This is a genomic window from Streptomyces sp. NPDC096046 (genome assembly GCF_040303285.1).
GTDB lineage: Bacteria > Actinomycetota > Actinomycetes > Streptomycetales > Streptomycetaceae > Streptomyces.
The window spans coordinates 1-24,415 of sequence record NZ_JBEOSZ010000066.1 but is presented as its reverse complement, the minus strand read 5'-3'; the positions used below and the strand labels follow the sequence as shown (position 1 = coordinate 24,415).

20 protein-coding genes are annotated in these 24,415 nt (G+C 72.7%); 17 read left to right on the top strand and 3 right to left on the bottom strand.

The window, feature by feature from the left end:
* The first annotated feature begins 5 nt into the window (after window positions 1-5).
* The 5 genes from ABTX62_RS34665 to ABTX62_RS34645 all read left to right on the top strand — a co-directional run bounded on the left by ABTX62_RS34665 (window position 6) and on the right by ABTX62_RS34645 (window position 5,260).
* Window positions 6-281: a hypothetical protein gene (locus ABTX62_RS34665; protein ID WP_283973262.1), complete on the top strand. Its 276-nt coding sequence runs from the start codon at window positions 6-8 to the stop codon at window positions 279-281.
* A gap of 7 nt (window positions 282-288) precedes the next feature.
* On the top strand, window positions 289-1,104 hold the full coding sequence (locus ABTX62_RS34660; protein WP_352119905.1) for a TlyA family RNA methyltransferase: 816 nt from the start codon (window positions 289-291) through the stop codon (window positions 1,102-1,104).
* Entirely contained in the window at window positions 1,101-2,006 is a 906-nt protein-coding gene (locus ABTX62_RS34655) for an NAD kinase (protein ID WP_352119904.1), read from the top strand. Before ABTX62_RS34660 ends, ABTX62_RS34655 begins: the two co-directional genes overlap by 4 nt.
* Before the next feature lie 168 nt (window positions 2,007-2,174).
* A complete protein-coding gene (gene recN / locus ABTX62_RS34650) occupies window positions 2,175-3,893 on the top strand; it encodes a DNA repair protein RecN (RefSeq protein WP_352119913.1) in 1,719 nt (572 codons plus the stop codon).
* Between the two features lie 224 nt (window positions 3,894-4,117).
* Window positions 4,118-5,260 (top strand): glycosyltransferase family 4 protein, encoded by a 1,143-nt coding sequence (locus ABTX62_RS34645; RefSeq protein WP_352119903.1) that lies wholly within the window; start codon window positions 4,118-4,120, stop codon window positions 5,258-5,260.
* Window positions 5,261-5,266: 6 nt separating this feature from the next.
* Here ABTX62_RS34645 and ABTX62_RS34640 read toward each other — a convergent pair whose 3' ends face one another.
* Window positions 5,267-6,910, bottom strand: coding sequence for a PucR family transcriptional regulator (locus tag ABTX62_RS34640; RefSeq protein WP_352119902.1), 1,644 nt, complete (start codon window positions 6,908-6,910; stop codon window positions 5,267-5,269).
* 104 nt (window positions 6,911-7,014) lie between these two features.
* Between ABTX62_RS34640 and ABTX62_RS34635 the strand changes: the two genes are divergently transcribed.
* A complete protein-coding gene (locus ABTX62_RS34635) occupies window positions 7,015-8,037 on the top strand; it encodes an LLM class F420-dependent oxidoreductase (protein WP_352119901.1) in 1,023 nt (340 codons plus the stop codon).
* A 154-nt stretch (window positions 8,038-8,191) separates the two neighbouring features.
* On the opposite strand, the gene ABTX62_RS34630 is transcribed toward ABTX62_RS34635, so the two are convergent.
* Window positions 8,192-9,994: a glycoside hydrolase family 15 protein gene (locus ABTX62_RS34630; protein WP_283973270.1), complete on the bottom strand. Its 1,803-nt coding sequence runs from the start codon at window positions 9,992-9,994 to the stop codon at window positions 8,192-8,194.
* Window positions 9,995-10,521: 527 nt separating this feature from the next.
* Here ABTX62_RS34630 and pyrG point away from each other — a divergent pair.
* From pyrG to ABTX62_RS34575, 11 genes are all read left to right on the top strand, one after another.
* Window positions 10,522-12,180 carry a CTP synthase gene (pyrG, locus tag ABTX62_RS34625; protein WP_352119912.1) on the top strand — a complete coding sequence of 553 codons (1,659 nt, stop codon included), beginning with the start codon at window positions 10,522-10,524 and terminating at the stop codon, window positions 12,178-12,180.
* A 94-nt stretch (window positions 12,181-12,274) separates the two neighbouring features.
* Window positions 12,275-12,901, top strand: coding sequence for an NUDIX domain-containing protein (locus ABTX62_RS34620; protein ID WP_352119900.1), 627 nt, complete (start codon window positions 12,275-12,277; stop codon window positions 12,899-12,901).
* A gap of 554 nt (window positions 12,902-13,455) precedes the next feature.
* Window positions 13,456-15,495 carry a tetratricopeptide repeat protein gene (locus ABTX62_RS34615; RefSeq protein WP_352119899.1) on the top strand — a complete coding sequence of 680 codons (2,040 nt, stop codon included), beginning with the start codon at window positions 13,456-13,458 and terminating at the stop codon, window positions 15,493-15,495.
* Between the two features lie 136 nt (window positions 15,496-15,631).
* Window positions 15,632-16,756 carry an alanine dehydrogenase gene (gene ald, locus ABTX62_RS34610; RefSeq protein ID WP_352119898.1) on the top strand — a complete coding sequence of 375 codons (1,125 nt, stop codon included), beginning with the start codon at window positions 15,632-15,634 and terminating at the stop codon, window positions 16,754-16,756.
* Between the two features lie 413 nt (window positions 16,757-17,169).
* Window positions 17,170-18,297, top strand: coding sequence for a ParA family protein (locus tag ABTX62_RS34605; RefSeq protein WP_352119897.1), 1,128 nt, complete (start codon window positions 17,170-17,172; stop codon window positions 18,295-18,297).
* Window positions 18,282-18,866 carry a hypothetical protein gene (locus tag ABTX62_RS34600; protein WP_352119896.1) on the top strand — a complete coding sequence of 195 codons (585 nt, stop codon included), beginning with the start codon at window positions 18,282-18,284 and terminating at the stop codon, window positions 18,864-18,866. Before ABTX62_RS34605 ends, ABTX62_RS34600 begins: the two co-directional genes overlap by 16 nt.
* 18 nt (window positions 18,867-18,884) lie before the next feature.
* Window positions 18,885-20,180, top strand: a complete 1,296-nt coding sequence (locus ABTX62_RS34595) for a segregation and condensation protein A (protein ID WP_352119895.1) — start codon at window positions 18,885-18,887, stop codon at window positions 20,178-20,180.
* Entirely contained in the window at window positions 20,177-20,866 is a 690-nt protein-coding gene (scpB, locus tag ABTX62_RS34590) for an SMC-Scp complex subunit ScpB (protein ID WP_352119894.1), read from the top strand. Before ABTX62_RS34595 ends, scpB begins: the two co-directional genes overlap by 4 nt.
* Window positions 20,866-21,927, top strand: a complete 1,062-nt coding sequence (locus tag ABTX62_RS34585; protein WP_352119893.1) for a pseudouridine synthase — start codon at window positions 20,866-20,868, stop codon at window positions 21,925-21,927. The genes scpB and ABTX62_RS34585 overlap by 1 nt, the downstream gene beginning before the upstream one ends.
* 80 nt (window positions 21,928-22,007) lie before the next feature.
* Window positions 22,008-22,727: an NUDIX hydrolase gene (locus tag ABTX62_RS34580; RefSeq protein ID WP_352119892.1), complete on the top strand. Its 720-nt coding sequence runs from the start codon at window positions 22,008-22,010 to the stop codon at window positions 22,725-22,727.
* A complete protein-coding gene (locus tag ABTX62_RS34575; protein WP_352119891.1) occupies window positions 22,724-23,743 on the top strand; it encodes an ADP-ribosylglycohydrolase family protein in 1,020 nt (339 codons plus the stop codon). Before ABTX62_RS34580 ends, ABTX62_RS34575 begins: the two co-directional genes overlap by 4 nt.
* A 9-nt stretch (window positions 23,744-23,752) precedes the next feature.
* Here ABTX62_RS34575 and ABTX62_RS34570 read toward each other — a convergent pair whose 3' ends face one another.
* Window positions 23,753-24,193 carry a Rieske (2Fe-2S) protein gene (locus tag ABTX62_RS34570; RefSeq protein ID WP_352119890.1) on the bottom strand — a complete coding sequence of 147 codons (441 nt, stop codon included), beginning with the start codon at window positions 24,191-24,193 and terminating at the stop codon, window positions 23,753-23,755.
* Window positions 24,194-24,415 lie beyond the last annotated feature (222 nt).

The following is a 24,415-nucleotide window of genomic DNA, read 5'->3' as shown; positions in this document are numbered from 1 at the left end:
GGGGCATGGACGACGCAGTTCCCGAGCCCCCGCCGGTGGCGGAGGAAGAGCCGGCGCACGACCCCGCGGCACCGGCCCCCCTGAACGTGCCGCGCACGCCCACCGGCGACGCCGCTGTGGACGCGGCCCTGGACCGGCTCGGCGACGCCGACCACCTCGCCACGGACGGGCACATCGAGGTGTACGAGGATGTACACCGGGGGCTGCGCGACGCGCTCACCGCGCTCGACGTACGCCCGGGACCCCCGGTGCCCCCGACACCGCCTGGACCTAGGAGCTGAACCGAACGTGGCAGGAGTCGCACGCCGCCGTCTGGACGCGGAGCTGGTCCGCCGGAAGCTCGCGCGTTCGCGTGAGCACGCCGGCCAGCTGATCGCCGCCGGACGCGTCTCCGTCGGCAAGACCGTCGCGACCAAACCCGCCACGCAGGTGGAGACCGCGGCCGCGATCGTGGTGGCCCAGGACGACGGCGACCCCGACTACGTCTCCCGGGGCGGCCACAAGCTCGCCGGGGCGCTCGCGGTCTTCGGGCCGCGGGGGCTGCCCGTCGAGGGGCGCAGGGCGCTCGACGCGGGCGCGTCCACCGGCGGTTTCACGGACGTCCTGCTGCGGGCGGGCGCCGCCCACGTCGTCGCCGTGGACGTCGGATACGGACAGCTCGCGTGGTCCCTCCGGAAGGATGAACGCGTCACCGTCAAGGACCGTACGAACGTACGCGAGTTGACGCTTGAAGCGATCGATGGGGAGCCAGTGGATCTTGTCGTGGGGGATCTGTCCTTCATCCCGCTCGGGCTGGTCCTGCCCGCCCTGGTGCGGTGCGTGAAACCGGACGCCGACCTGGTGATGATGGTCAAGCCGCAGTTCGAGGTGGGCAAGGAGCGGCTGGGCAGCGGGGGAGTGGTACGCAGCACCGAGCTGCGCGCCGAGGCGGTACGGGGGGTGGCCGAGAAGGCATGGGGGCTGGGGCTCGGAGTGAAGGGCGTGACGGCCAGTCCGCTGCCCGGGCCGTCGGGGAATGTCGAATACTTCTTGTGGCTGCGGGCCGGGGCACCGGAACTGGACCCGGCCGACGTTGACCGTGCAGTGGCGGAGGGGCCGCGTTGACCGAGAACCGAGCTCGTACTGTTTTCCTGCTCGCCCACACGGGGCGGCCCGCCGCCGTGCGCAGTGCCGAGCTCGTGGTGAAGGGGCTGCTGCGCTCCGGGCTGGGCGTGCGCGTCCTGGCGGCCGAGGCGCGCGACCTGCCGCTGCCGGCGGAGGTGGAGCTGGTCGAGGAGGCCACTCCGCAGTGCCTCGACGGGTGTGAGCTGCTCATCGTGCTGGGCGGCGACGGCACGCTGCTGCGCGGTGCCGAGTTCGCGCGGGCGTCGGGTGTGCCGATGCTGGGCGTCAACCTCGGGCGGGTCGGGTTCCTCGCGGAGGCCGAGCGGGACGACCTCGACAAGGTTGTCGACCGGGTGGTGACCAAGGCGTACGAGGTCGAGGAGCGGATGACCGTCGACGTCGTGGTGCATCGCAACGGGGACATCGTGCACACGGACTGGGCGCTGAACGAGGCGGCCGTGCAGAAGGTGTCCGCGGAGCGGATGCTGGAGGTCGTGCTGGAGATCGACGGGCGGCCGGTGACGGGGTTCGGCTGTGACGGGATCGTGTGCGCGACGCCGACGGGGTCGACGGCGTACGCGTTCTCCGCGGGCGGGCCGGTGGTGTGGCCGGAGGTCGAGGCGCTGCTGATGGTGCCGATCTCCGCGCACGCCCTGTTCGCGAAGCCGCTCGTGACATCGCCGGATTCCGTGTTGGCTGTGGAGGTTCTGCCGCACGTTCCGCCGGGTGTGCTGTGGTGTGACGGGCGGCGGACCGTGGAGCTGCCGCCGGGGGCACGGGTGGAGGTGCGGCGGGGAGCCGTACCGGTGCGGCTGGCCCGGCTGCACCATGCCTCGTTCACGGACCGGCTGGTGGCGAAGTTCGCGCTGCCCGTCTCCGGGTGGCGGGGGGCTCCTCACTAGCGGTTCGCAGGGGGTGGTGGCTCGTCGGCGGCGGGTGCGGGCCGGTTGTGGCCGGTCGCGCAGTTCCCCGCGCCCCTTGAGGTCGGTATCCACCCGCGTGGGTGACAGAGACGGGCCGGTCGCCATTGGCTGCCCGGACCTCGTAAGGTCGTGTCCGTGTTGGAGGAGATGCGGATACGGTCGCTGGGCGTGATCGACGATGCTGTCGTCGAGCTGTCGCCCGGGTTCACCGCGGTCACCGGTGAGACGGGTGCGGGCAAGACCATGGTGGTCACCAGCCTGGGGTTGCTGCTGGGCGGGCGGGCCGACCCTGCGCTCGTGCGGATCGGGGCCGGCAAGGCGGTCGTGGAGGGGCGGATCACCGTCCCCCGGGACGCCGCGGCCGCGGTGCGCGCCGAGGAGGCCGGGGCCGAGCTCGACGACGGAGCCCTGCTGATCAGCCGTACCGTTTCCGCCGAGGGGCGCTCACGGGCGCACCTGGGCGGACGCAGCGTGCCCGTGGGCGTGCTGGCCGAACTCGCCGACGAGCTGGTGGCCGTGCACGGGCAGACCGACCAGCAGGGGCTGCTCAAGCTGTCCCGGCAGCGGCAGGCGCTCGACCGGTACGCGGGCGACGCGGTCGCCGGGCCGCTGGCCAAGTACGGCGAGGCGTACAAGCGGCTGCGGGCCGTCTCCGCCGAGCTCGACGAGATCACCACCCGGGCGCGCGAGCGGGCCCAGGAAGCCGATCTGCTGCGTTTCGGGCTCGACGAGATCGCCGCCGTGGAACCCCGTGCGGGTGAGGACGCGGAGCTGGCCGAGGAGGCCGAGCGGCTGGGGCACGCCGAGGCGCTGGCGTCCGCCGCCGCGGCCGCGCACGCCGCCCTGGCGGGCAACCCCGAGGACCCGGAGGGCGTCGACGCGGGGACGCTCGTCGCGGGCGCCCAGCGGGCCCTGGACGCCGTACGGTCGCACGACCCGGCGCTGGCCACGCTCGCCGACCGCATCGGGGAGATCGGGATATTGCTGCGCGACGCGGCCGGCGACCTCGCGGGATACGCCGACGACCTGGACGCCGACCCGCTGCGGCTGACGGCCGTCGAGGAGCGGCGGGCCGCGCTGACCGGGCTGACGCGGAAGTACGGCGAGGACGTCGCCACCGTGCTGGCCTGGGCCGAGCAGAGTGCCGCCCGGCTGACCGAACTCGACGGTGACGACGAGCGGATCGGGGAGCTGACCGCCGAGCGCGACGCGCTGCGGTCCGAACTGGGCGGTCTGGCACAGGCCTTGACCGACGCCCGGGCGGAGGCCGCCGAGCGGTTCGCCGCCGCCGTGACCGCCGAGCTGGCCTCGCTCGCCATGCCGCACGCGCGCGTGTCCTTCGACATCCGGCAGACCGAGGACCCGGAGGGCGTCGAGGTCGGCGGGCGTCCGGTCGCCTACGGGCCCGCGGGCGCCGACGAGGTCGAGCTGCTGCTGGCCCCGCACCCGGGCGCGCCGCCCCGGCCGATCGCCAAGGGCGCGTCCGGCGGTGAGCTGTCGCGGGTGATGCTGGCCGTGGAGGTCGTGTTCGCCGGGACGGACCCCGTGCCCACCTACCTGTTCGACGAGGTCGACGCCGGAGTCGGCGGCAAGGCGGCGGTCGAGATCGGCCGGCGGCTCGCGCGGCTGGCGAAGACCGCACAGGTCGTGGTGGTGACGCATCTGCCGCAGGTGGCCGCCTTCGCCGACCGGCAGCTGCTGGTCGAGAAGACCAACGACGGGTCGGTGACCCACTCCGGCGTCAAGGTCCTGGAAGGGGAGGAGCGGGTCCGCGAGCTGTCCCGCATGCTCGCCGGCCAGGAGGACTCGGAGACGGCCCGGGCGCACGCGGAGGAGTTGCTGGCGACGGCGCGGGCGGACGGTTAGCCGGGGCGACGCCACCGGCGGGGGTGCCGGGGAGGGAACGGGTGGGTCGCCCAAGTTCACTCGTGTGGGTGACTCGGCCCGGCGCATTCCCCCGCGCCGCGCCCCGCTGCCCGGCCGCCGGCGCCCCGGCGTGCCCGGAACCCCCGTGTGTCCTGGCATCCTTGGCGGAGTACGCGTGCGAAACCGCGTCGTGACCGCCCGACCCGAACCAGGAGCCCGGCCACGTGACCCCCGTGAGCAGCCACGCACCGCATGGCCAGTTGCCGCTGCGCACCGTGCAGGTGCTGGGCGGAGGCAACGCCGCCAGCAGTGCGCATGTGCGCTCGCTGGCCGCGGGGCTCGTCGCGCGGGGCGTGAAAGTCACGGTGTGCGCCCCCTATGAGGCGGACCGCGCCTATGACTTCAGAGGAGTCGGCGCCGACCACGTGCATGTGCCGCGCAGCAGCGATCCGGTGTCGGTGGCGGCCCTGCGGGCGGCCTGCGCCCACGCCGATCTGGTGCACGCGCACGGGCTGCACGCCTCCTTCCGTACCGTGCTCGCCCTCAGCGGGCGGCGCGTACGCACGCCGCTGGTCGTGACGTGGCACGACCGGGCGCACGTCGACGGTGCGCGTGCCCACATGCTGCGGGTGCTGGAGCGGAGGGTCGTGAAGGCGTCCACCGTGGTGCTGGGCACGACCTCGGCGCTCGTGGACCGGGCCCGGCTCACCGGCGCGCGGGACGCCCGGCTCGCGGCCGTCGCGCTGCCCGGCTCCCGCAGGTCCCCGGAGCCCGACGACCCCGATCGGCGGCGGCCCAAGGTGCGCGCCGAACTGGGTGCCATCGGACGGCCGCTGCTGATGGCCGCCGGCTCCCTGGACCGGCACCGCGGATACGACGTACTGCTGGACGCCGCGCGCGCCTGGCGCCGGCTCGACCCCCTGCCCCTGGTCGTGATCGCCGGGGAGGGGCCGCTGCGCGGTGAACTCCAGGCGCGGATCGAGGAGGAGGGACTGCCGGTCCGGCTCATCGGGCGGCGCGAGGACATCACGGACCTGCTCGCCGCCGCCGACCTCGCCCTGCTGCCGAGCCGCTGGGAGGCCCGCTCCGTCCTCGCCCAGGAGGCCCTCCACGCGCGCGTGCCGCTCGTCGCCACGGAGGTCGGCGGCATCCCCGAACTGGTCGGCGACGCCGCCGAACTCGTCCCGTACGGGGACGCCAAGGCCCTCGCCGACGCCGTCGTCGGGCTGCTCGGCGACCGGACGCGCCGGGAACTGCTGACGGCCAGGGGCGCCCGGCAGGCCGCCACCTGGCCGACCGAGGACGAGACGGTCGCACAGGTCCTGAGCGTCTACGACGAGTTGACCCAGCCGAGGCCGCTGCCGTAGAGGCCCCTACGGCACGTGCCGGCGGGCCCGCAGGGCCAGGCTCAGGGCCAGGACCGTCTGCGGGTCGTCGAGGTCCGTGCCCAGCAACTCCCCGATGCGTGCCAGGCGGTTGTAAAGGGTCTGCCGGTTCAGGTGCAGCTCCCGGGCCGTCTCCGCCTTGCGGCCCGCGTGGGCGAGATACGACGTGAGCGTGGGCAGCAGCGGCGGCCGGGAGCGGCGGTCGTGCTCCAGGAGCGGGCCGAGAGCGCGGTCGACGAAGGCCGCCAGGTCCGGCTGGTCACGCAGCCGCCACAGCAGCAGGTCGATGTCGAGGCGCCGGGCGTCGTACCAGGGCCGGTCCGGCAGGCCCTGGGCCGCCGTGGCCGTCTCGGCCGCGTGCCGCAGGCCCGAGGCCGCCGCCGTCCAGCCCCCGGCCAGGCCCACGACCACCACGGGCGGCTGCCCGCCCGGCCGCGGCATCCCGGCCCGGCCCACCCCGGCCCGCAGCGCCGCCGCCACCCGGTCCGCGACCGTCTCCCGCTCCGGCTCCGCGCGCAGGCCGAGCAGCACCAGCACCCGGCCCTCCACCGGCCGCACCCCCAGCAGCACCGGCACGCCCAGCGACGACAGTTCCTCCGAGATGGCCCGCGTCGGCACCGCCCAGCCCCCGCCCGATGACAGGGCGTCCCCGAGCCGCATGACCACCGGCAGCAACGGGCCCTCTCCCGGCCGGAAGCCCAGCACGCGTGCCTGTGCCGGGGCGTCCTCGGCCGTGATCCGGCCCTCGGCGAGGTCGGTGAGGAAGTCGCCGCGTCCACGCGCCGCCAGTTCCTCCTCCTGGCGGGCCTGCATCAGCACCACGGCCAGGATGCCCGCGGCCCGCTCGGACGCCATTCGGTGCACCGGCGCCGGCGCGGACCGCACGGGCAGCACGACGAGCCGTGCCCGAACGCCCCCACTGCCCGGCCCGCCGCCCGGCACGTCCACCAGGACCGAACCCGCCGGCGGCGGTTCCTCCTTGTGCTGGCCCCGCAGCCCTTCCCACACCTGGAGCGGGTCCGCGCCCTCGGGGCCGGCCCCCGCCGCGTACAGCAACTGCCCGTCCGCCGTCTCCAGGAACACCGGATTGCCGGCGAAGTCGGCCAGGATGCTGAGCACTTGTGGCACTCCGCCGCCGCCCAGCACGGCCTGCGTGCACCGCCGGTGCACCTCCTCGGCCCGTTGCAGAAGGGCGTAGTGGCCGTTGACGATCTCGGTGTGGACCTCCTCCGTGACCGTGACGAACGGCACCTCGCGGTGCAGCTGGACCAGCGGCAGTCCGGCCGCGCGTGCCGTGTCGACCAGGGCCGCGGGCAGCCGGGCGAAACGCGGACCCAACTCCACGACCAGGGCCGCGATGCCGCGTTCGGCCAGGGTGCGCACGAACGCCCGCTGCTCGGCGGGGCGGGTGCCGAGGCCGTAGCCGGTGGTCAGCAGCAGCTCGCCGCCCTTGAGCAGGGAGGCGATGTGCGGCACCTCCCCGGCGTGCACCCAGCGCACGGTCCGCCCGAGCCGCTCGGCTCCCGCCAGCACCTCGGGCAGCCCGCTGCGCAACCCCGGCAGCTCCAGCGCCCGCCGCACGGTGATCCCCGCACCCTGGCCGTCGTGATCGCTGTCCGTCGCGCTGTCCATGTGCCGGACGCTACCCGGGTGGGTGCCTCGCGGACATCTCCGGAGGGACACGAGGACGATCACGTCCTGGAATACCCGGTGAGCGACCGGGTACCGGCGTCCTCGTGGACATGAGCGTGGTCGCGGTGGGGCGAGAGGACGACAGTCCGGTCGAGGAGCCGTTGCGGATCGCGGTGCTCGCCGACCGGCTCGGCTACCGGGAGGTGTGGGCGGGCGAGGGACCGACGTGGGACTCGTTCGTCCTGGCGGCGGCGATCGGCGCGGCCACGGAGCAGGTCGCGCTGATCGCCGGGCCCATGCCGGTGTCGGTGCGCGACCCGCTCACCATCGTGCGGGGCGCCGCCTCCACCGCGGCCGTCACCGGCCGGCCCGTCGGCGTGGCCCTGGGCACCTCCAGCAGGCGGGTCGTCGAGGGCGTGCACGGCCGGCCGCGGACCCGGCCCGCCACCGCCCTCGCGGAGTCGGCGGCGGCCGTACGGGCGCTGATGCACAGCGTGCCGGGCGAGCCGATCGTGCCCGGCAGCGCCTTTCCGCGCCGGCTGCCGCCGCCCGGTGGCACGCTCACCGTCGCGGCGTTCGGGGAACGGGCGGTCGCCGCGGCCGTCGCGCACGCCGACCGGATGCTGCTCGACGTCGTCTCGCCCGAGCAGGTCCGCGTGCTGCGGGACCGGATGCTCGCCGCCGCCGGGAAGGCGGGCCGCACGCCGCCGCGGCTGACCGCGTGGCTGCCCGCCGCCGTGGACCCGGACCCGGAGTCGCTCACCCAGGTCCTGCGCAGCGTCGTGGGATACCTCGCCGTCCCGGGCTACAGCGACATGTTCGTCGACGCGGGGTTCGCCGAGGTCGTCGAGCTGGCGGCCAAGGGCGCCGACCCGGACAGCCTGCTGAGGGCGCTGCCGCCCGAGGCCGCCGGCACGGTCGCCCTGGTCGGCGACGCCGACACCGTCCGCGCCCGTATCGCCGCCTACGCCGAGGCCGGACTCGACGAGATCGCCCTCGTCCCGGCCACGGCGGGCGATCCCGCGGGGGAGCGCACGCTCACGGCCCTCAGGGGGGCTTTCCCTATGCCCGGCCGGGTCGCGCGGCCCGGCACCGCACCTCGCCGCGTTGCCGAAAGACCCTGGTAGCTCCTCCCCCACTCTCGGCGTCGCCCGAGCGGGGGGACCCCCGTCGAGGGCCTTCCGGCGCCTGTCGATGCACGGCACCAGACCACGCGACCTGATCGGACGCTCACAGGGAAAGGACCCCCAAGGCCGCGATGACCCCCGAGGGCCGCCCCGCTCAGCCGCCGTACGCGCCCGAGGCCGTCAGGCGCAGCGCCGTGTCGATGAGCGGCACGTGGCTGAAGGCCTGCGGGAAGTTGCCCACCTGACGTTGCAGCCGGGGGTCCCACTCCTCGGCCAGCAGGCCGAGGTCGTTGCGCAGGGACAGCAGCTTCTCGAACAGCTTGCGGGCCTCGTCCACGCGGCCGATCATCGCCAGGTCGTCGGCCATCCAGAACGAGCAGGCCAGGAACGCGCCCTCGTCACCGGGCAGGCCGTCCACGCCCTCGTCGCCGCCCGAGGTCGGGTAGCGCAGGATGAAGCCGTCCGGCGTGGACAGCTCACGCTGGATCGCCTCGATGGTGCCGATGACCCGCTTGTCGTCCGGCGGCAGGAAGCCCACCTGCGGGATCAGCAGCAAGGAGGCGTCCAGCTCCTTCGAGCCGTACGACTGCGTGAAGGTGTTGCGCTCCTTGTCGTAGCCCTTGTCGCACACGTCCCGGTGGATGTCGTCGCGCAGCTCGCGCCAGCGCTCCAGCGGGCCGTCCGCGTCACCGGACTCGATGAGCTTGATCGTGCGGTCGACCGCGACCCAGGCCATCACCTTGGAGTGCACGAAGTGGCGGCGCGGGCCGCGCACCTCCCAGATGCCCTCATCCGGCTCCTGCCAGTGGTCCTCCAGGTAGCGGATCAGCTTCAGCTGGAGCAGCGCGGCGTAGTCGTTGCGCGCGAGACCCGTCATGTGGGCCAGGTGCAGGGCCTCGGTGACCTCGCCGTAGACGTCCAGCTGGAGCTGGTGCGCCGCGCCGTTGCCGACCCGGACGGGGCCGGAGCTCTCGTAGCCCGGCAGCCAGTCCAGCTCCGCCTCGCCCAGCTCGCGCTCACCGGCGATGCCGTACATGATCTGCAGGTTCTCCGGGTCGCCGGCGACGGCCCGCAGCAGCCACTCGCGCCAGGCGCGGGCCTCCTCGCGGTAGCCGGTGCGCAGCAGCGAGGACAGTGTGATCGCCGCGTCGCGCAGCCAGGTGTAGCGGTAGTCCCAGTTGCGGACGCCGCCGATGTCCTCCGGCAGGGAGGTGGTCGGCGCGGCGACGATGCCGCCGGTCGGGGCGTACGTCAGGGCCTTCAGCGTGATCAGCGACCGGACCACGGCCTCCCGGTAGGGCCCGTGGTACGTACAGTGGTCGACCCATTCGCGCCAGAAGTCCTCCGTCGCCTCCAGCGACTGCTCCGGCTCGGGCAGCGGCGGCGGCTCCTTGTGCGAGGGCTCCCAGGAGATCGTGAACGCGATCCGCTCGCCCGGCGCGACCGTGAAGTCCGCGTACGTCGTCAGCGACTTGCCGTACGTCTCCGCGGATGTGTCGAACCACACGGAGTCGGGACCCGCGACGGCCACCGTGCGCCCCTCGTGCTTGTGCACCCACGGCACCACCCGGCCGTAGGAGAACCGCATCCGCAGCGCGGAGCGCATCGGTACCCGGCCCGAGACACCCTCCACGATCCGGATCAGCTGAGGGGCGCCGTCACGTGGCGGCATGAAGTCGGTCACCCGGACCGTGCCCCGCTGGGTGTCCCACTCGGACTCCAGGATCAGCGAGTCGCCCCGGTAGCTGCGCCGCGCCGCGGTGGGCGGCTCCTGGTCGGAGGCGTAGGCGGGACCGAGCCGCCAGAACCCGTGCTCCTCGGTGCCCAGCAGGCCGGCGAAGATGGCGTGCGAGTCGAAGCGGGGCAGGCACAGCCAGTCGACTGTCCCGTCCCGGCAGACCAGGGCAGCGGTCTGCATGTCTCCGATGAGTGCGTAATCTTCGATGCGCCCGGCCACGTGCAACTCCAGTCGAACGGCCACGTCACCCCGCAAGGGGGCTGTCGCTAGTGCGGTCAAGGGGGGTTTCAGCAGGTCTTGCAATGCGTCGTTGAGCGATGAAGCAAAACAGGTCACTCAGCCGTGATGCAAAGCGCCAATTGTTGCTCAACGAACTGACGAGCTCACGTTGTTCCGGTGGTTACGGGCGGGGGGTGGTGCCGTTGGGCCGGACGGGCTCGGCAGCGAGTGTCCGAGCAGGATACGACGCACGCGGGTGATCCGGGTGCCCGTCCAGGCAAGGCGGGTAAGCCGAACGAGTGAGCAGCGGGTGAGGGACCGGTGACCATGACCGTCTCCGTGTCGGAATGCGTGCGGAGCGTGACCGGAAGCCGTCCCCCCGCGGCGCTGATACGCTGGTAGCCCGTGGACCGGTGGGCCCCTTCCCGACAGGGAACCCCCGAACCGCAGCGACGGCGCCCCGGAGCATTCCGGCGGCCAGCCGCACCGCACCCCCAGACCGCGACCACGGGAGCCCCGTCTTGGCCATGCCGCCCGCCGCTTTTCGTAACTCGACGACCAAGCACATCTTCGTCACCGGGGGTGTCGCCTCCTCGCTCGGCAAGGGCCTGACGGCCTCCAGCCTCGGCATGCTGCTCAAGGCCCGGGGCCTTCGCGTCGTGATGCAGAAGCTCGACCCGTACCTGAACGTCGACCCCGGCACGATGAACCCCTTCCAGCACGGTGAGGTGTTCGTCACCAACGACGGCGCCGAGACCGACCTGGACATCGGCCACTACGAGCGCTTCCTCGACCGTGACCTCGACGGCTCCGCGAACGTCACCACCGGCCAGGTGTACTCCACCGTGATCGCCAAGGAGCGGCGCGGCGAGTACCTGGGCGACACCGTGCAGGTCATCCCGCACATCACCAACGAGATCAAGCACCGCATCCGCCGCATGGCGACGGATGAGGTCGACGTCGTGATCACCGAGGTCGGCGGCACGGTCGGCGACATCGAGTCGCTGCCGTTCCTGGAGACCGTCCGCCAGGTCCGGCACGAGGTCGGCCGTGACAACGTCTTCGTCGTCCACATCTCTCTCCTGCCGTACATCGGTCCCTCGGGTGAGCTGAAGACGAAGCCGACCCAGCACTCGGTTGCGGCCCTGCGCAACATCGGTATCCAGCCGGACGCCATCGTGCTGCGCTGCGACCGCGAGGTGCCCACCGCGATCAAGCGGAAGATCTCGCTGATGTGCGACGTCGACGAGGCCGCCGTCGTCGCCTGCCCCGACGCCCGCTCGATCTACGACATCCCCAAGACCGTCCACGGCGAGGGCCTGGACGCCTACGTCGTGCGCAAGCTGGACCTGCCGTTCCGGGACGTCGACTGGACGACCTGGGACGATCTGCTCGACCGCGTCCACAACCCCGACCACGAGATCACCCTCGCCCTGGTCGGCAAGTACATCGACCTGCCCGACGCCTACCTGTCGGTCACCGAGGCGCTGCGCGCCGGCGGCTTCGCCAACCGCGCCCGCGTGAAGATCAAGTGGGTCACCTCCGACGACTGCAAGACCCCGGCCGGCGCCGCGGCGCAGCTCGGCGACGTCGACGGCATCTGCATCCCCGGCGGCTTCGGCGAGCGCGGTGTGACCGGCAAGGTCGGCGCGATCCGCTACGCCCGCGAGAACAAGGTGCCGCTGCTCGGCCTCTGCCTCGGCCTGCAGTGCATCGTGATCGAGGCCGCGCGCAACCTGGCCGACATCTCCGACGCCAACTCCACCGAGTTCGACCCCGCCACCGGGCACCCGGTCATCTCCACCATGGCCGAGCAGATGGACATCGTCGCCGGTGAGGGTGACATGGGCGGCACCATGCGGCTCGGCATGTACCCGGCGAAGCTGGCCGAGGGCTCCATCGTGCGCGAGGTGTACGACGGCAAGGAGTACGTCGAGGAGCGCCACCGGCACCGCTACGAGGTGAACAACGCCTACCGGGCGGAGCTGGAGAAGCAGGCGGGCATCCTGTTCTCCGGCACCTCGCCGGACGGCAAGCTCGTCGAGTACGTCGAGTACCCGCGCGACGTCCACCCGTACCTGGTCGCCACGCAGGCCCACCCGGAGCTGCGCTCGCGCCCGACGCGTCCGCACCCGCTGTTCGCCGGGCTCGTCAAGGCCGCGGTCGAGCGGAAGACTTCGAAGTAACACACCAGTTGTACGGTGGCCGGGGTGCATCCCTTCAAAGGGTGTGCACCCCGGTTTCGTTTCGGCAGGTCGCAGGGCACGTGGAAGGACAGGCATGACGATCAAGGACACTCCCGAGGAGTGGGAAGTCCGGGCGACGAACACCCCCTTCGTGGGCAACAAGACCTCCGTCCGCACCGACGAGGTGGTCATGCCCGACGGCACCGTGGTCGGCCGTGACTACCAGGTCCACCCCGGCTCCGTGGCCGTCCTCGCCCTCGACGGGGCCGACCGCGTCCTGGTCCTGCGCCAGTACCGCCACCCGGTGCGCCACAAGCTGTGGGAGATCCCGGCCGGACTGCTCGACGTCCCCGGCGAGAACCCGCTGCACGCCGCGCAGCGCGAGCTGTACGAGGAGGCGCACGTCAAGGCGGAGGACTGGCGGGTGCTGACCGACGTCTACACCACGCCCGGCGGCTGCGACGAGGCGGTCCGGATCTTCCTCGCGCGCGATCTGTCCGAGGCCGAGGGCGAGCGCTTCGCGGTCGAGGAGGAAGAGGCCGACATGGAGCTCGACCGGGTGCCGGTCGAGGACCTCGTGCGGGGGGTGCTGGCCGGCGAGCTGCACAACAACTGCCTGGTCGTGGGCGTCCTCTCCCTGGTCGCCGCGCGGGGCGGTGACGGCCTTGACGCCCTGCGCCCGGCCCAGGCCCCGTGGCCGGCCCGCCCGTTCGAGGCCTGAACCGTCCGAGGCGGCGGGATTCACGAACCGCCCGCGGCGGGTGCTCGTACCCGGGCCGGCCTCCGGAGGTGGGGTGCTCGTGCCCGGTCTTCGGAGGCGCGGGTGCTCGTACCCGGGCCGGCCTCCGGAGGTGGGGTGCTCGTGCCCGGTCTTCGGAGGCGCGGGTGCTCGTGCCTGGCCTGGGAGGCGCGGGTGCTCGTTCCCGGGTCTGGGAGGTCGGGTGCACGGGCCCGGTCCTCGGGGGCGGGGTGCTCCTGGGCGGGCACCGTGCCCGGCTGCGCGCCTGCTGGTCGGGCGGGTGCGGCCACCGGCCGGGCCGGCTCGTACGGCACCGGCGGCAGGCCGTGGCCGCCGGGCCGCCCGGCACGGTCTCCTCGTGGTGTGGCCGACCCGAAACCCCGCGATGTGAAGATCCGCTGATCCGATCGGGGGAAGTGCCGTTCCACCCCTCGCGCTCCACCCGGGAACGTTGCAGAGCGTGAACTAGGCTCTGTGGCACGCCCGAACCGGAGTCCCGGCGGGCTCGCGTGTGCGGTGGGACGGGAGTGTGGCCCGTGACGGATCAGGTCGTGGAGACAGGCGACGTGCGGCCGACCGGGCGCGCTGCCGGGCAGATCGAGTTCCTGGGCCGCACACGGGAGTTGAAGGAACTGCGCGCCGACATCGAGCGCGCCGGACTGGACACCCTGTCGGGCCGCAAGGCACCCCGCGCACGCGTGCTGCTCATCGCCGGACGGCCCGGCTCGGGCCGCACCGCGCTCGCCGAGGAACTCGTACGTCAGGTCGCGGACCGTTACCCCGACGGGGTCCTGCGCGCCCGCCTCACCGACCCCGACGGCACTCCGGTACCCGTCGGACGCGCCGCCCGGGGCCTCCTCACCGCCCTGGACGAGCAGGCGCCCGCCGGGGCCTGCGAGGACGACCTCACCGACGCCCTGCGCACCGCCCTGGCCGATCGCCGCACCCTGGTCCTGCTGGACGACGCGGCCGACGCCGAACAGGTCGACGCCCTGCTGCCCGACACCCCGGACTGTCTCGTCGTCGCGGTCTCCGAAGGCCCGCTGACCGGCATCTCGGACGTCCGCCCCTGCACCCTGGGCGGCCTGGACGCCAAATCCGGCGTGGAGCTGCTGACCCGGCACACCGGCCCGGTCCGCATCACCGTCGACCCCCGGGCCGCCGAGGGCCTGGCCGAGGAGTGCCAGGGGCAGCCCGCCGCGCTGATGCTGGCGGGCGGCTGGCTCGCGACCCGTCCCCAGGCCGCCGTCTCCGACCTCGCCAAGCAGTTGCGCGCCGAGGACACCGAGGGCACCGCCCTGGCCCGGGTCTTCCGGCTCGCCCACGCCGCCCTGCCCCCGACCGCCGCCCGGATGCTGCGCCTGCTCGCCCTCGCCCCGGCCGGGCTGGTCGATCCGCAGACCGCCTCCGCGCTCGTCGGCTGCTCGGTCGGCAGGGCCCGTACCGTCCTGGACGACTTCGTCGCCCTCGGCTTCCTGCACGCGGTGAACTCCCCGCTGCCGCAGTACGAGGTGCCCGGCTGCCTGCACCCCCAGCTGCGGATCCTCGCCGAGCACCATGAACGCCCGGCCGAGCTCCAGCTGGCCCGCGCCCGCATGCTGGAGCGGACCGTACGGCTGCTCCAGGCCTGCCGGGCGATCACCGAGACCGACAGCCCCCAGGCCCGCCAGAAGCTCCTCGACATGCCGCCCGCCCTGCGCTTCCCGACCCCGCGGGCGGCCGCGGACTGGCTGCGCCTGACCCGGCCCGCCCTGCTGGCCTCGGCCCGGCTCGCGGTCGCCGACGGGGAGCTGGACACCCTGGCCCGACGGCTGATGTCGCAACTGGTGCGTGCGATGGCGGCGCACATCGGCACCCAGGCCGCCGCGCCCGACCTCTACGACATCCACGGCATGCTCCTCGACGTCGCCGAGCGCCGCAACCTGCCTCGCGAGCGGGCCGCCGCCCTGCTGAACCTCGGCGACCTCGACGCCCGCACGGGCCGCACGGCCGACGCCCTGGCGCGCTACCGGCTCGCGCTGGACGCCGGGCGTGAGGTGAACGACCCGTACGCGACCGGCCGCGCGATGGAATCCGTAGGCGGCGCGCATCTGGAGCTCGGCGACTACGACCGGGCGGCCGACTGGTTCGGCCGCGCCCTGGTCGAACGGCTCGCCCGGGACGAGCGCGCCGATGCGTCCCGGCTCTACGGGCGGATCGCCGCGGCCCACACCTTCGCCGGCCGCTACGGCGAGGCCCTGCGGAACTGGCGCGCCGCGATCGCCGGGCACCGCAAGAACGGCGATGTGGCCGCCCAGGCACGGGCGCTGAGCGAGCTGGCGCGGGTCCAGGAGTACGCCGGCCGTCCCGAGGAGTCGCTGCGCACCTGCCGAGAGGCCGTGGAGTGGGCGCGGCGCGCCGAGGACCCGCGGCTGCAGGCCGCCCTGCATCTGCGGGTCGCCGACACCCTCGAACACCTGGGTGATCCCGCGTCGGCCGGACTGCACCGGGGCGCCGCCGAGCGGATTCTCGGCGACTCAAACCTTCAAACTGAGCCAGACGCCTGCGAAATCCGTACCGCATCAGCTGAAGATTGATGCAATGAAAGGCTAGACAGCGAGAACGCCTTCATTAGACTGGCTCTGCCGCACTTCTCCTGCGGTCTCTCCCGGTGTGCCCGTGCGTGCCCGGGTATGTCTTATTAAGACCCCCATACCCTCTGAGCCAAGGACCGTGATCCACGTGAAGGTCGGCATCCCCCGCGAGGTCAAGAACAACGAGTTCCGGGTGGCCATCACCCCCGCCGGCGTGCACGAGCTGGTGCGCCACGGCCACCAGGTCGTCATCGAGCGCGGCGCCGGCGTCGGCTCCTCGATCCCGGACACCGAGTACGTCGCCGCCGGCGCGCGGATCCTGGACACCGCCGACGAGGTGTGGGCCGCCGCCGACCTGCTGCTGAAGGTCAAGGAGCCCATCGCCGAGGAGTACCACCGCCTCCGCAAGGACCAGACGCTCTTCACCTACCTGCACCTGGCCGCCTCCAAGGAGTGCACGGACGCCCTCCTGGAATCCGGCACCACGGCGATTGCCTACGAGACCGTCGAGCTGCCCAGCCGCGCGCTGCCGCTGCTGGCCCCGATGTCCGAGGTGGCGGGCCGCCTGGCCCCGCAGGTCGGCGCTTACCACCTGATGCGCGCCAACGGCGGCCGGGGCGTGCTGCCCGGCGGTGTCCCCGGTGTGCTGGCCGGCCGGGCCGTCGTGATCGGCGGCGGTGTCTCCGGCTGGAACGCCGCGCAGATCGCCATCGGCATGGGCTTCCACGTGACCCTGCTCGACAGGGACATCAACAAGCTCCGCGAGGCGGACAAGATCTTCGGCACGAAGATCCAGACCGTCGTCTCGAACGCCTTCGAGCTGGAGAAGGCCTGCCTGGAGGCCGACCTCGTCATCGGGGCGGTGCTGATCCCCGGCGCCAAGGCCCCGAAGCTGGTCACCAACGAGCTCGTCTCGCGCATGAAGCCCGGAAGTGTTCTTGTCGACATCGCGATCGACCAGGGCGGCTGCTTCGAGGACTCCCGTCCGACCACCCACGCCGAGCCGGCCTTCCAGGTCCACGACTCGGTCTTCTACTGCGTCGCCAACATGCCCGGCGCGGTGCCGAACACCTCCACCTACGCGCTGACCAACGCCACGCTGCCGTACATCGTCGAGCTGGCCGACCACGGGTGGGTGGGCGCCCTGCGCCGCGACCCCGCGCTGGCCAAGGGCCTCAACACGCATGACGGCAAGGTCGTTTACCGCGAGGTCGCCGAGGCGCACGGCGTGGAGCACGTGGAGCTCTCCTCGCTGCTCGGCTGAACCCTCGCGGCCGGTGAGTCGGCTAAGTGACCAACCGGCAAAGGCGATACATCAACACCCGTCGTCAACGCCGCGCACCCGGCCGGACCTTGCCCGACAAGGTCCGGCCGGATGTGTGTATGGTCACTTCGCGATTCTCGAGCAACTCGCCTCGAACGTAACCCTTCAACCGATTCGCACACCGGTGAAACCTGCCGTGCGACGGCCGTACGCCCTTGACAGCCGGATGTTTCATTGCCGACACATCGGGCCGGGTCCGGCGGATTGTGTTGCTGCGGACGCCCGACACGCCATAGAGTCGCCAATCGTCGGCATGGTGCCACGCTGACCTGTCTAGAAGTTTCCTGGTCACCAAGGAGGTAAGACGACTTGTGAATGAGTCGACATTTACTCCCGGGGGTGGTCAACCAGGAATGCCTGCACGGGACCAGGATCCCGCGGGGTTCGAGGCTGTCGGCTCCGTCGCTGTGCGCACCTTCGCAGCCCACCAGAGTCAGCAGGCGACTCACACAGCACACCAGAAGATGGATGGCCATCACGTGAACGCCATGGCCGGCGACGGAAGTGGCGCGCCCCACAACCACTTCGCCGACTACGACGAACTGCCCGAGGGGCACTTCTACGACCCCGACGCGGAGTACGAGCCCGACCCCGAGTACGCGGCCACTCTCGCGCCCGACGCGGCCAGACAGCGCCGGGAGCGGGTCGGCCCGACCGGGCGCCCGCTGCCGTACTTCCCGATCCCGGGGCCGCTGCCCGACCACGGCCCCGCGAAGATCATCGCGATGTGCAACCAGAAGGGCGGCGTCGGCAAGACCACGTCGACCATCAACCTGGGTGCCGCGCTCGCGGAGTACGGACGCCGGGTCCTGCTCGTGGACTTCGACCCGCAGGGCGCGCTGTCGGTCGGACTCGGTGTCAACCCGATGGAGCTCGACCTCACCGTCTACAACCTGCTCATGGAGCGGGGGATGGCGGCCGACGAGGTGCTGCTGAAGACGGCGGTCCCCAACATGGACCTGCTGCCCAGCAACATCGACCTGTCGGCGGCCGAGGTCCAGCTGGTCTCCGAGGTCGCCCGCGAGTCGACGCTGCAGCGCGCCCTGAAGCCGCTGCTGCCCGACTACGACTTCATCGTCATCGACTGCCAGCCCTCGCTCGGCCTGCTCACGGTGAACGCCCTGACGGCCGCCCACAAGGTGATAGTGCCCCTGGAGTGCGAGTTCTTCGCACTGCGCGGTGTGGCCCTGCTGACGGAGACCATCGAGAAGGTCCAGGAACGGCTCAACCCGGAGCTGGAGCTCGACGGGATCCTCGCCACGATGTACGACTCGCGCACGGTGCACAGCCGTGAGGTGCTCGCGCGGGTGGTCGAGGCGTTCGACGACCACGTCTACCACACGGTCATCGGGCGCACGGTCCGCTTCCCGGAGACCACGGTCGCCGGTGAGCCGATCACCACGTACGCCTCCAACTCCGTCGGTGCCGCCGCCTATCGCCAGCTCGCCAGGGAGGTGCTCGCCCGGTGTCACGCCGAGTGAGTCTGCCGGGGGCCGACGAACTCTTCCGTACGACAGGGGGGATGGCGCTTCAGTCGTCCCAGCCCAGGCGTCAGGCCAACGGCGACGCCCGGGTGCCCGCTCCGGCGGGGGAGGGCGACGCCACGGCGGCCGCGGAAGACGCGCCGCAGTCGGTGCCCGCGCAGGGTGGCGACGGCGAGGGCGCCGAGCATGTCGCGGTGGATGCGGAACCGGCCGAGGCCGGGGAGGCCCACAGCCGTTCCGCGGCCGCCGAGCGCTCCGGCTCCGCCCGTCGGCAGACGGCGCAGGAAGGTTCTGCCACCGGGACCGCGGGTGCCACGTCCCGCAAGCGCGGGCGCAGCCCCTCGCGCCGTCCCAGCGGCCGTGAGCGGCACGACGAGAAGATCACGGTGTACGTGTCGGCCGAGGAGCTCATGGACCTGGAGCACGCCCGTCTCGTGCTCCGCGGTGAGCACGGCCTGGCCGTCGACCGCGGACGTATCGTCCGCGAGGCGGTCGCCGTGGTCCTCGCCGACCTGGAGACCCGCGGAGACGCCAGCATCCTCGTACGACGACTGCGCGGGCGGTAGCGGTAGCCTGCGGGGGCCATGACCTCGAACGTTCCCCCACCACCCCCCGGCGGCCCGGTCGGCCGCCGGCGTGCGCTGGGGCGGGGGCCGGCGGCTTCACCGGCCGGGCCTCCTGCGGAGGCGAACGGGACGGCTCCGCCGACTGAGCCCGCCGAGCCGACTGAGCCCGCCGAGCCGGCGGGGCCGGCACAGACGGTCCGGCCGGGAGTCTCGGCCGCGGGCGCGGCGGGGGAGGACGCGGCCCGGACGGACGTGGCCCGGACTGACGCGGGCTCGGCCGGGCCCGCGTTGTCCCCGACCGGGTTCATGGACGGGGCCCGGCCGCCGCGGGCCGGGGCGTCGCCCGCGCGCGCGGGCGAGGCAGTGGTGTCGCCCGGGGCCGTGGAGCCCGCGGTCCCGCTGGCCCAGGAGTTCGCTGAGGCGGCTCCCGTGGCCGGACCGGCGGAGTCCTCCGGGGCCGATCCCGGCCCCGCCCCGTCGGCACAGGACGCGGAAGCGGCCGACGACGGGGTCTTCAAGGTCCGGCTCGCCAACTTCGAAGGGCCCTTCGACCTGCTGCTGCAGCTGATCTCGCGGCACAAGCTGGACGTCACCGAGGTCGCGTTGTCGAAGGTGACCGACGAGTTCATGGCGTACATCCGGGCCATGGGGCCGGACTGGGACCTGGACGAGACGACCGAGTTCCTGGTCGTCGCCGCCACGCTGCTGGACCTGAAGGCCGCGCGGCTGCTGCCCGCCGCCGAGGTGGAGGACGAGGGCGATCTGGCGCTGCTCGAAGCGCGGGACCTGTTGTTCGCCCGGCTGCTGCAGTACCGCGCGTACAAGCGGATCGCCGACATCTTCAGCGGACGCCTCGACGACGAGGCCCGGCGCTACCCGAGGACCGTCGGGCTGGAGGCGCACCATGCCGAGCTGCTGCCCGACGTCGTCATCAGCATCGGCGCGGAGGGCTTCGCGAAGCTCGCCGTGAAGGCGATGCAGCCCAAGCCCAAGCCGCAGGTCTACGTCGACCACATCCACGCCCCGCTGGTCAGCGTGCAGGAGCAGGCGCAGATCGTCGTGGCCCGGCTCCGGGAGCTCGGCGAGGCCGGTTTCCAGGCCCTCGTGGCGGACACCGACGACACCTTGACCATCGTGGCGAGGTTCCTGGCCCTGCTGGAGCTGTACCGCGAGAAAGCCGTCGCGCTGGAACAGGAGACCGCTCTCGGGGACCTGCTCGTACGGTGGACCGGCGGGGACGGGGACGAGACCCCGACCGTCACCGACGAGTTCGACCGGCCGCCCGAGCCGCCGAAGGAGGAGAAGAAGGCGTGAGCGAGCGAACGACCGACCTGCCGGCCGGGCCGCGTGCCGTCGCCGATCTCGACCTCAAGCCGGCCCTGGAGGCCGTCCTCATGGTCGTGGACGAGCCGGCGACCGAGGAGCATCTCGCGAGGATACTGGAGCGGCCCAGACGCCAGATCGCGGACGCCCTGCGCGAACTGGCCGACGAGTACGCCGTCCAGGGCCGCGGATTCGAGCTGCGCCACGTCGCGAACGGCTGGCGCTTCTACACCCGGGCCGCGTTCGCCCCGGCCGTCGAGCGCTTCGTCCTGGACGGCCAGCAGGCCCGCCTCACCCAGGCCGCCCTGGAGACCCTGGCCGTCGTCGCCTACCGGCAGCCGGTCAGCCGCAGCCGGGTCTCGGCCGTGCGCGGAGTCAACTGCGACGGTGTCATGCGCACCCTCCTCCAGCGCGGTCTGATAGAGGAGGCGGGCACGGAACCCGAAACAGGTGCGATCCTGTACACGACGACGAACTACTTCCTGGAGCGGATGGGCCTGCGGGGTCTGGACGAGCTCCCGGAGCTCGCGCCCTTCCTCCCGGAGGCGGAGGCGATCGAGGCCGAGACCCAGGAAGGCGTACCGTCGTTCGACCCGGACGCGCCTGACGACGACGTGCCGGGCAGCCGCCCGGCCACCCCGGGTACCGACGACGAAGACGACCAGACGGAACTTTGATGCGAAGCAGCGGCAGCGGCAAGAGCGGCGGGCGCGGTAACCACCGCGGCGCCGGCAACAACAGGGACCAGAAGCAGGGGCAGGGCCGCCCCAGCAAGCCCCGCCCCGAGGAGCGCCGCTACGACGTGGGCCCCGGGGCGACGAAGGACGGCCCCAAGGCCGGGCGCGGCGGTGCCGCGCGCGGCGGCGCCAAGGGCGGGCCCAAGCAGCCCCAGAAGCAGGGGCGCTCGGCCCCGGCGCGCCCGCGTGAGTACGACGCGAAGGTCGAGGAGCGCAACCGTGACCGGTACGCCGGCAAGAAGGAGGTCAAGCTCCCCAAGACCTTCCCCGGCGCCGAGCAGGAGGGCGAGCGGCTGCAGAAGGTCCTCGCCCGTGCGGGCTTCGGCTCCCGGCGCGCCTGCGAGGAGCTGATCGAGCAGGCCCGGGTCGAGGTCAACGGCGAGATCGTCATGGAGCAGGGGCGGCGCGTCGACCCGGAGAAGGACGAGATCAAGGTCGACGGGCTGACCGTCGCCACGCAGCGCTACCAGTTCTTCGCGCTGAACAAGCCCGCCGGTGTCGTGTCGACCATGGAGGACCCGGACGGCCGGCAGTGCCTCGGTGACTACGTCACCAACCGCGAGACCCGGCTCTTCCACGTCGGCCGGCTCGACACCGAGACCGAGGGCGTCATCCTGCTCACCAACCACGGCGAGCTGGCCCACCGGCTGACCCACCCGAAGTACGGCGTGAAGAAGACCTACCTCGCGCACATCGTCGGACCCATCCCGCGCGATCTGGGCAAGCAGCTGAAGGACGGCATCCAGCTGGAGGACGGCTACGCCCGCGCGGACCACTTCCGGGTCGTCCAGCAGACCGGCAAGAACTACCTCGTCGAGGTCACCCTCCACGAGGGCCGCAAGCACATCGTGCGCCGGATGCTCGCCGAGGCCGGCTTCCCGGTCGACAAGCTGGTGCGGGTCGCCTTCGGGCCGATCACCCTGGGCGACCAGAAGTCGGGCTGGCTGCGGCGGCTGTCCAACACCGAGGTCGGGATGCTGATGCAGGAGGTCGACCTCTAGGCATCACCGCCTCCGAGGGCTTGTGCGTCACCTGCACCCCCTTTTATAGTCAGAGCGACTATAAAAGGGGGTGCAGGTGCATGGCCAGCTACGACAAGTACGCCCACGAACCCTTCGCCGTCACCGTCGACCTGGCCGTGTTCACCCTTCGCGAGGGCGCGCTGCACGTGCTGCTCGTCGAGCGCGGGCAGGAGCCGTACGCCGGGTGCCGGGCCCTGCCCGGCGGGTTCGTGCAGCCCGAGGAGTCCGCGGAGACGGCAGCCCGGCGTGAACTCGCCGAGGAAACCGGCCTGTCGGACGTCTCCGGGCTGCATCTGGAGCAGCTGCGGACCTACAGCGAGCCCGGCCGCGACCCCCGGATGCGGGTCGTGTCGATCGCCTTCGCCGCACTGCTGCCCGACGCGCCCGAGGCGCACGGCGGCAGTGACGCGGCCCGGGCCGACTGGCTGCCGTACGACACGGCGGGGCCGCTCGCCTTCGACCACGACCGCATCCTGGCCGACGCCCACGACCGCGTCGGCGCCAAGCTCGAGTACACCTGCCTCGCCACCGCCTTCTGCCCGCCCGAGTTCACCCTCGGTGAGCTCCAGCAGGTCTACGAGACCGTGTGGGGCACCGCCCTCGACCGGCCCAACTTCCGGCGCAAGGTGCTCACCACGCCGGGCTTCGTCGAACCCGTCCCGGGTGCGGCGCGACTGACCGGCGGCCGGGGCAAACCCGCCGCGCTGTACCGGGCCGGCACCGCCGCCGCCCTCCACCCGCCTCTCCTCCGGCCCGCCCGGGAAGGACGCCCCGCATGACCACGCTCGTCCACAAGCAAGCCGCCACCGGAACGCTCACGGGTCTCGCCCTCGGGGATGCGCTGGGGTTCCCGACCGAGTTCGACGACGTGCCCTCGATCCTCGCCACGTGCGGGCCGTGGCGGGAGATGGAGCTGCCGAAGCGCGCCTTCGTCTCGGACGACACGCAGATGACGCTGGCGCTGGGCCGCGCGGTGCGGACGGCGATGGACCGGGGGCCGCTCACGCCGCTGCGACTGGCCCGGCCCCTGCGGGAGGAGTTCGTGGACTGGTACCAGTCCCCGGAGAACAACCGGGCTCCGGGCCGCACCTGTCTGAAGGCCTGCATGCTGCTGAAGGACGAGACCCGCCCCTGGCAGGACGCCGCCCAGATCCACTCCAAGGGCTGCGGTGCCAACATGCGCGTCGCACCCCTGGGGCTGGTGCCCGGCCTCAGTGACGAACAGCGGGCCGGTGCCGCCCAGTTGCAGGCGGCGCTGACACACGGGCACCCCACGGCCCTGGCGGCCTCCGACCTCACCGCACACGCCGTACGCCTGCTCGCCCAGGGCGCCGAGCCGACCGGGCTGGTGGGGCTGCTCCGCTCGTACGCCCTGGAGAACCGCGGTCACTACCACGAGCGCTGGCTCGGCGACCTGTGGCGCCGTGCCGAGGACCCGAGCCCCGAGCGGTTCATCGCGCGCGGCTGGGACGAGTGCCTGGAGGCCCTCGACCGGCTCCAGCACGCCGTGCGCACCGTCTCGCCGGAGACCGACCCGTGCCTGGCCACCGGCGAGGGCTGGATCGCCGAGGAAGCCCTGGCGACCGGGCTGCTGTGCTTCCTGCTCTTCGTCGACGAGCCGGTGACGGTCCTGCGGCGGGCTGCCTGCACCGTCGGCGACTCGGACTCGATCGCCTGCCTGGCGGGCGCTTTCGCGGGCGCCTGCCTGGGCGCGGAGGCCTGGCCCGCCGAGTGGGCCGACCGCGTCGAGTACCGGAGCGACCTGCTCACCCTCGGGGCCCTGTGGGACGCGTGAGGAGGGCCCTCACGTCAGGCGGATCGAGTTCCCCTCCATGGTGATCGGCTCGGCGGGCAGCGGGCGGGTCGCCGGACCCTGGGCCACCGACCCGTCGGTGATCTCGAACCTGCTGCCGTGGCAGGGACAGTTGATCGTGCCGTCGGAGACGGACCCCACCATGCAGCGCTGGTGGGTGCAGATCGCCGAGAAGGCCTTGAACCGGCCCTGCTCCGGCTGGGTCACCACGATCTCCTCGTCCTTGAAGATCTTGCCGCCGCCGACCGGGATCTCGTCGGTGCCGGCCAGGACCCGGCCGGCGGGCCCGCTGGTCGCTCCCTCGCCGGTGGGGGAGTCCGTGGACGCGGAGCCGTTGTCGCCGCCGCCTCCACCGCAGGCCGCGACGAGCGCCGCCGCACTTGACGCGCCCGTGGCGAGGAGGACCGTGCGGCGTGTGGTCTCGTAGCTCATGTCGTCACTCCGGAAGTGCCAAAGAGAGGGTGAATCAGAGGTTGGTTTATTTTGCACTGAACCTACCCAAAGCCCGCGAACCCGGCGTCTCGCCGGGCGGGCGCCGCGCACCCGGGCCGCGCGGGCTGACTAGTGCCGCGGCAGGCAACGTTTGCCCGTCAAGGAGCGGCGTCCGGTGCGTGCTCTCGGCGTGCCGGGTGCAAGCCCTCGTACTGGGTGTAC

Coding starts and splice junctions, on each gene's coding strand:
- ABTX62_RS34605 (WP_352119897.1), top strand. CDS start 17,170: ATGCCTGCACGGGACCAGGATCCCGCGGGGTTCGAGGCTGTCGGCTCC.
- pyrG (WP_352119912.1), top strand. CDS start 10,522: ATGCCGCCCGCCGCTTTTCGTAACTCGACGACCAAGCACATCTTCGTC.
- ABTX62_RS34585 (WP_352119893.1), top strand. CDS start 20,866: ATGCGAAGCAGCGGCAGCGGCAAGAGCGGCGGGCGCGGTAACCACCGC.
- ABTX62_RS34575 (WP_352119891.1), top strand. CDS start 22,724: ATGACCACGCTCGTCCACAAGCAAGCCGCCACCGGAACGCTCACGGGT.
- recN (WP_352119913.1), top strand. CDS start 2,175: ATGCGGATACGGTCGCTGGGCGTGATCGACGATGCTGTCGTCGAGCTG.
- ABTX62_RS34620 (WP_352119900.1), top strand. CDS start 12,275: ATGACGATCAAGGACACTCCCGAGGAGTGGGAAGTCCGGGCGACGAAC.
- ABTX62_RS34570 (WP_352119890.1), bottom strand. CDS start 24,193: ATGAGCTACGAGACCACACGCCGCACGGTCCTCCTCGCCACGGGCGCG.
- ABTX62_RS34665 (WP_283973262.1), top strand. CDS start 6: ATGGACGACGCAGTTCCCGAGCCCCCGCCGGTGGCGGAGGAAGAGCCG.
- ABTX62_RS34595 (WP_352119895.1), top strand. CDS start 18,885: ATGACCTCGAACGTTCCCCCACCACCCCCCGGCGGCCCGGTCGGCCGC.
- ABTX62_RS34580 (WP_352119892.1), top strand. CDS start 22,008: ATGGCCAGCTACGACAAGTACGCCCACGAACCCTTCGCCGTCACCGTC.
- ABTX62_RS34640 (WP_352119902.1), bottom strand. CDS start 6,910: ATGGACAGCGCGACGGACAGCGATCACGACGGCCAGGGTGCGGGGATC.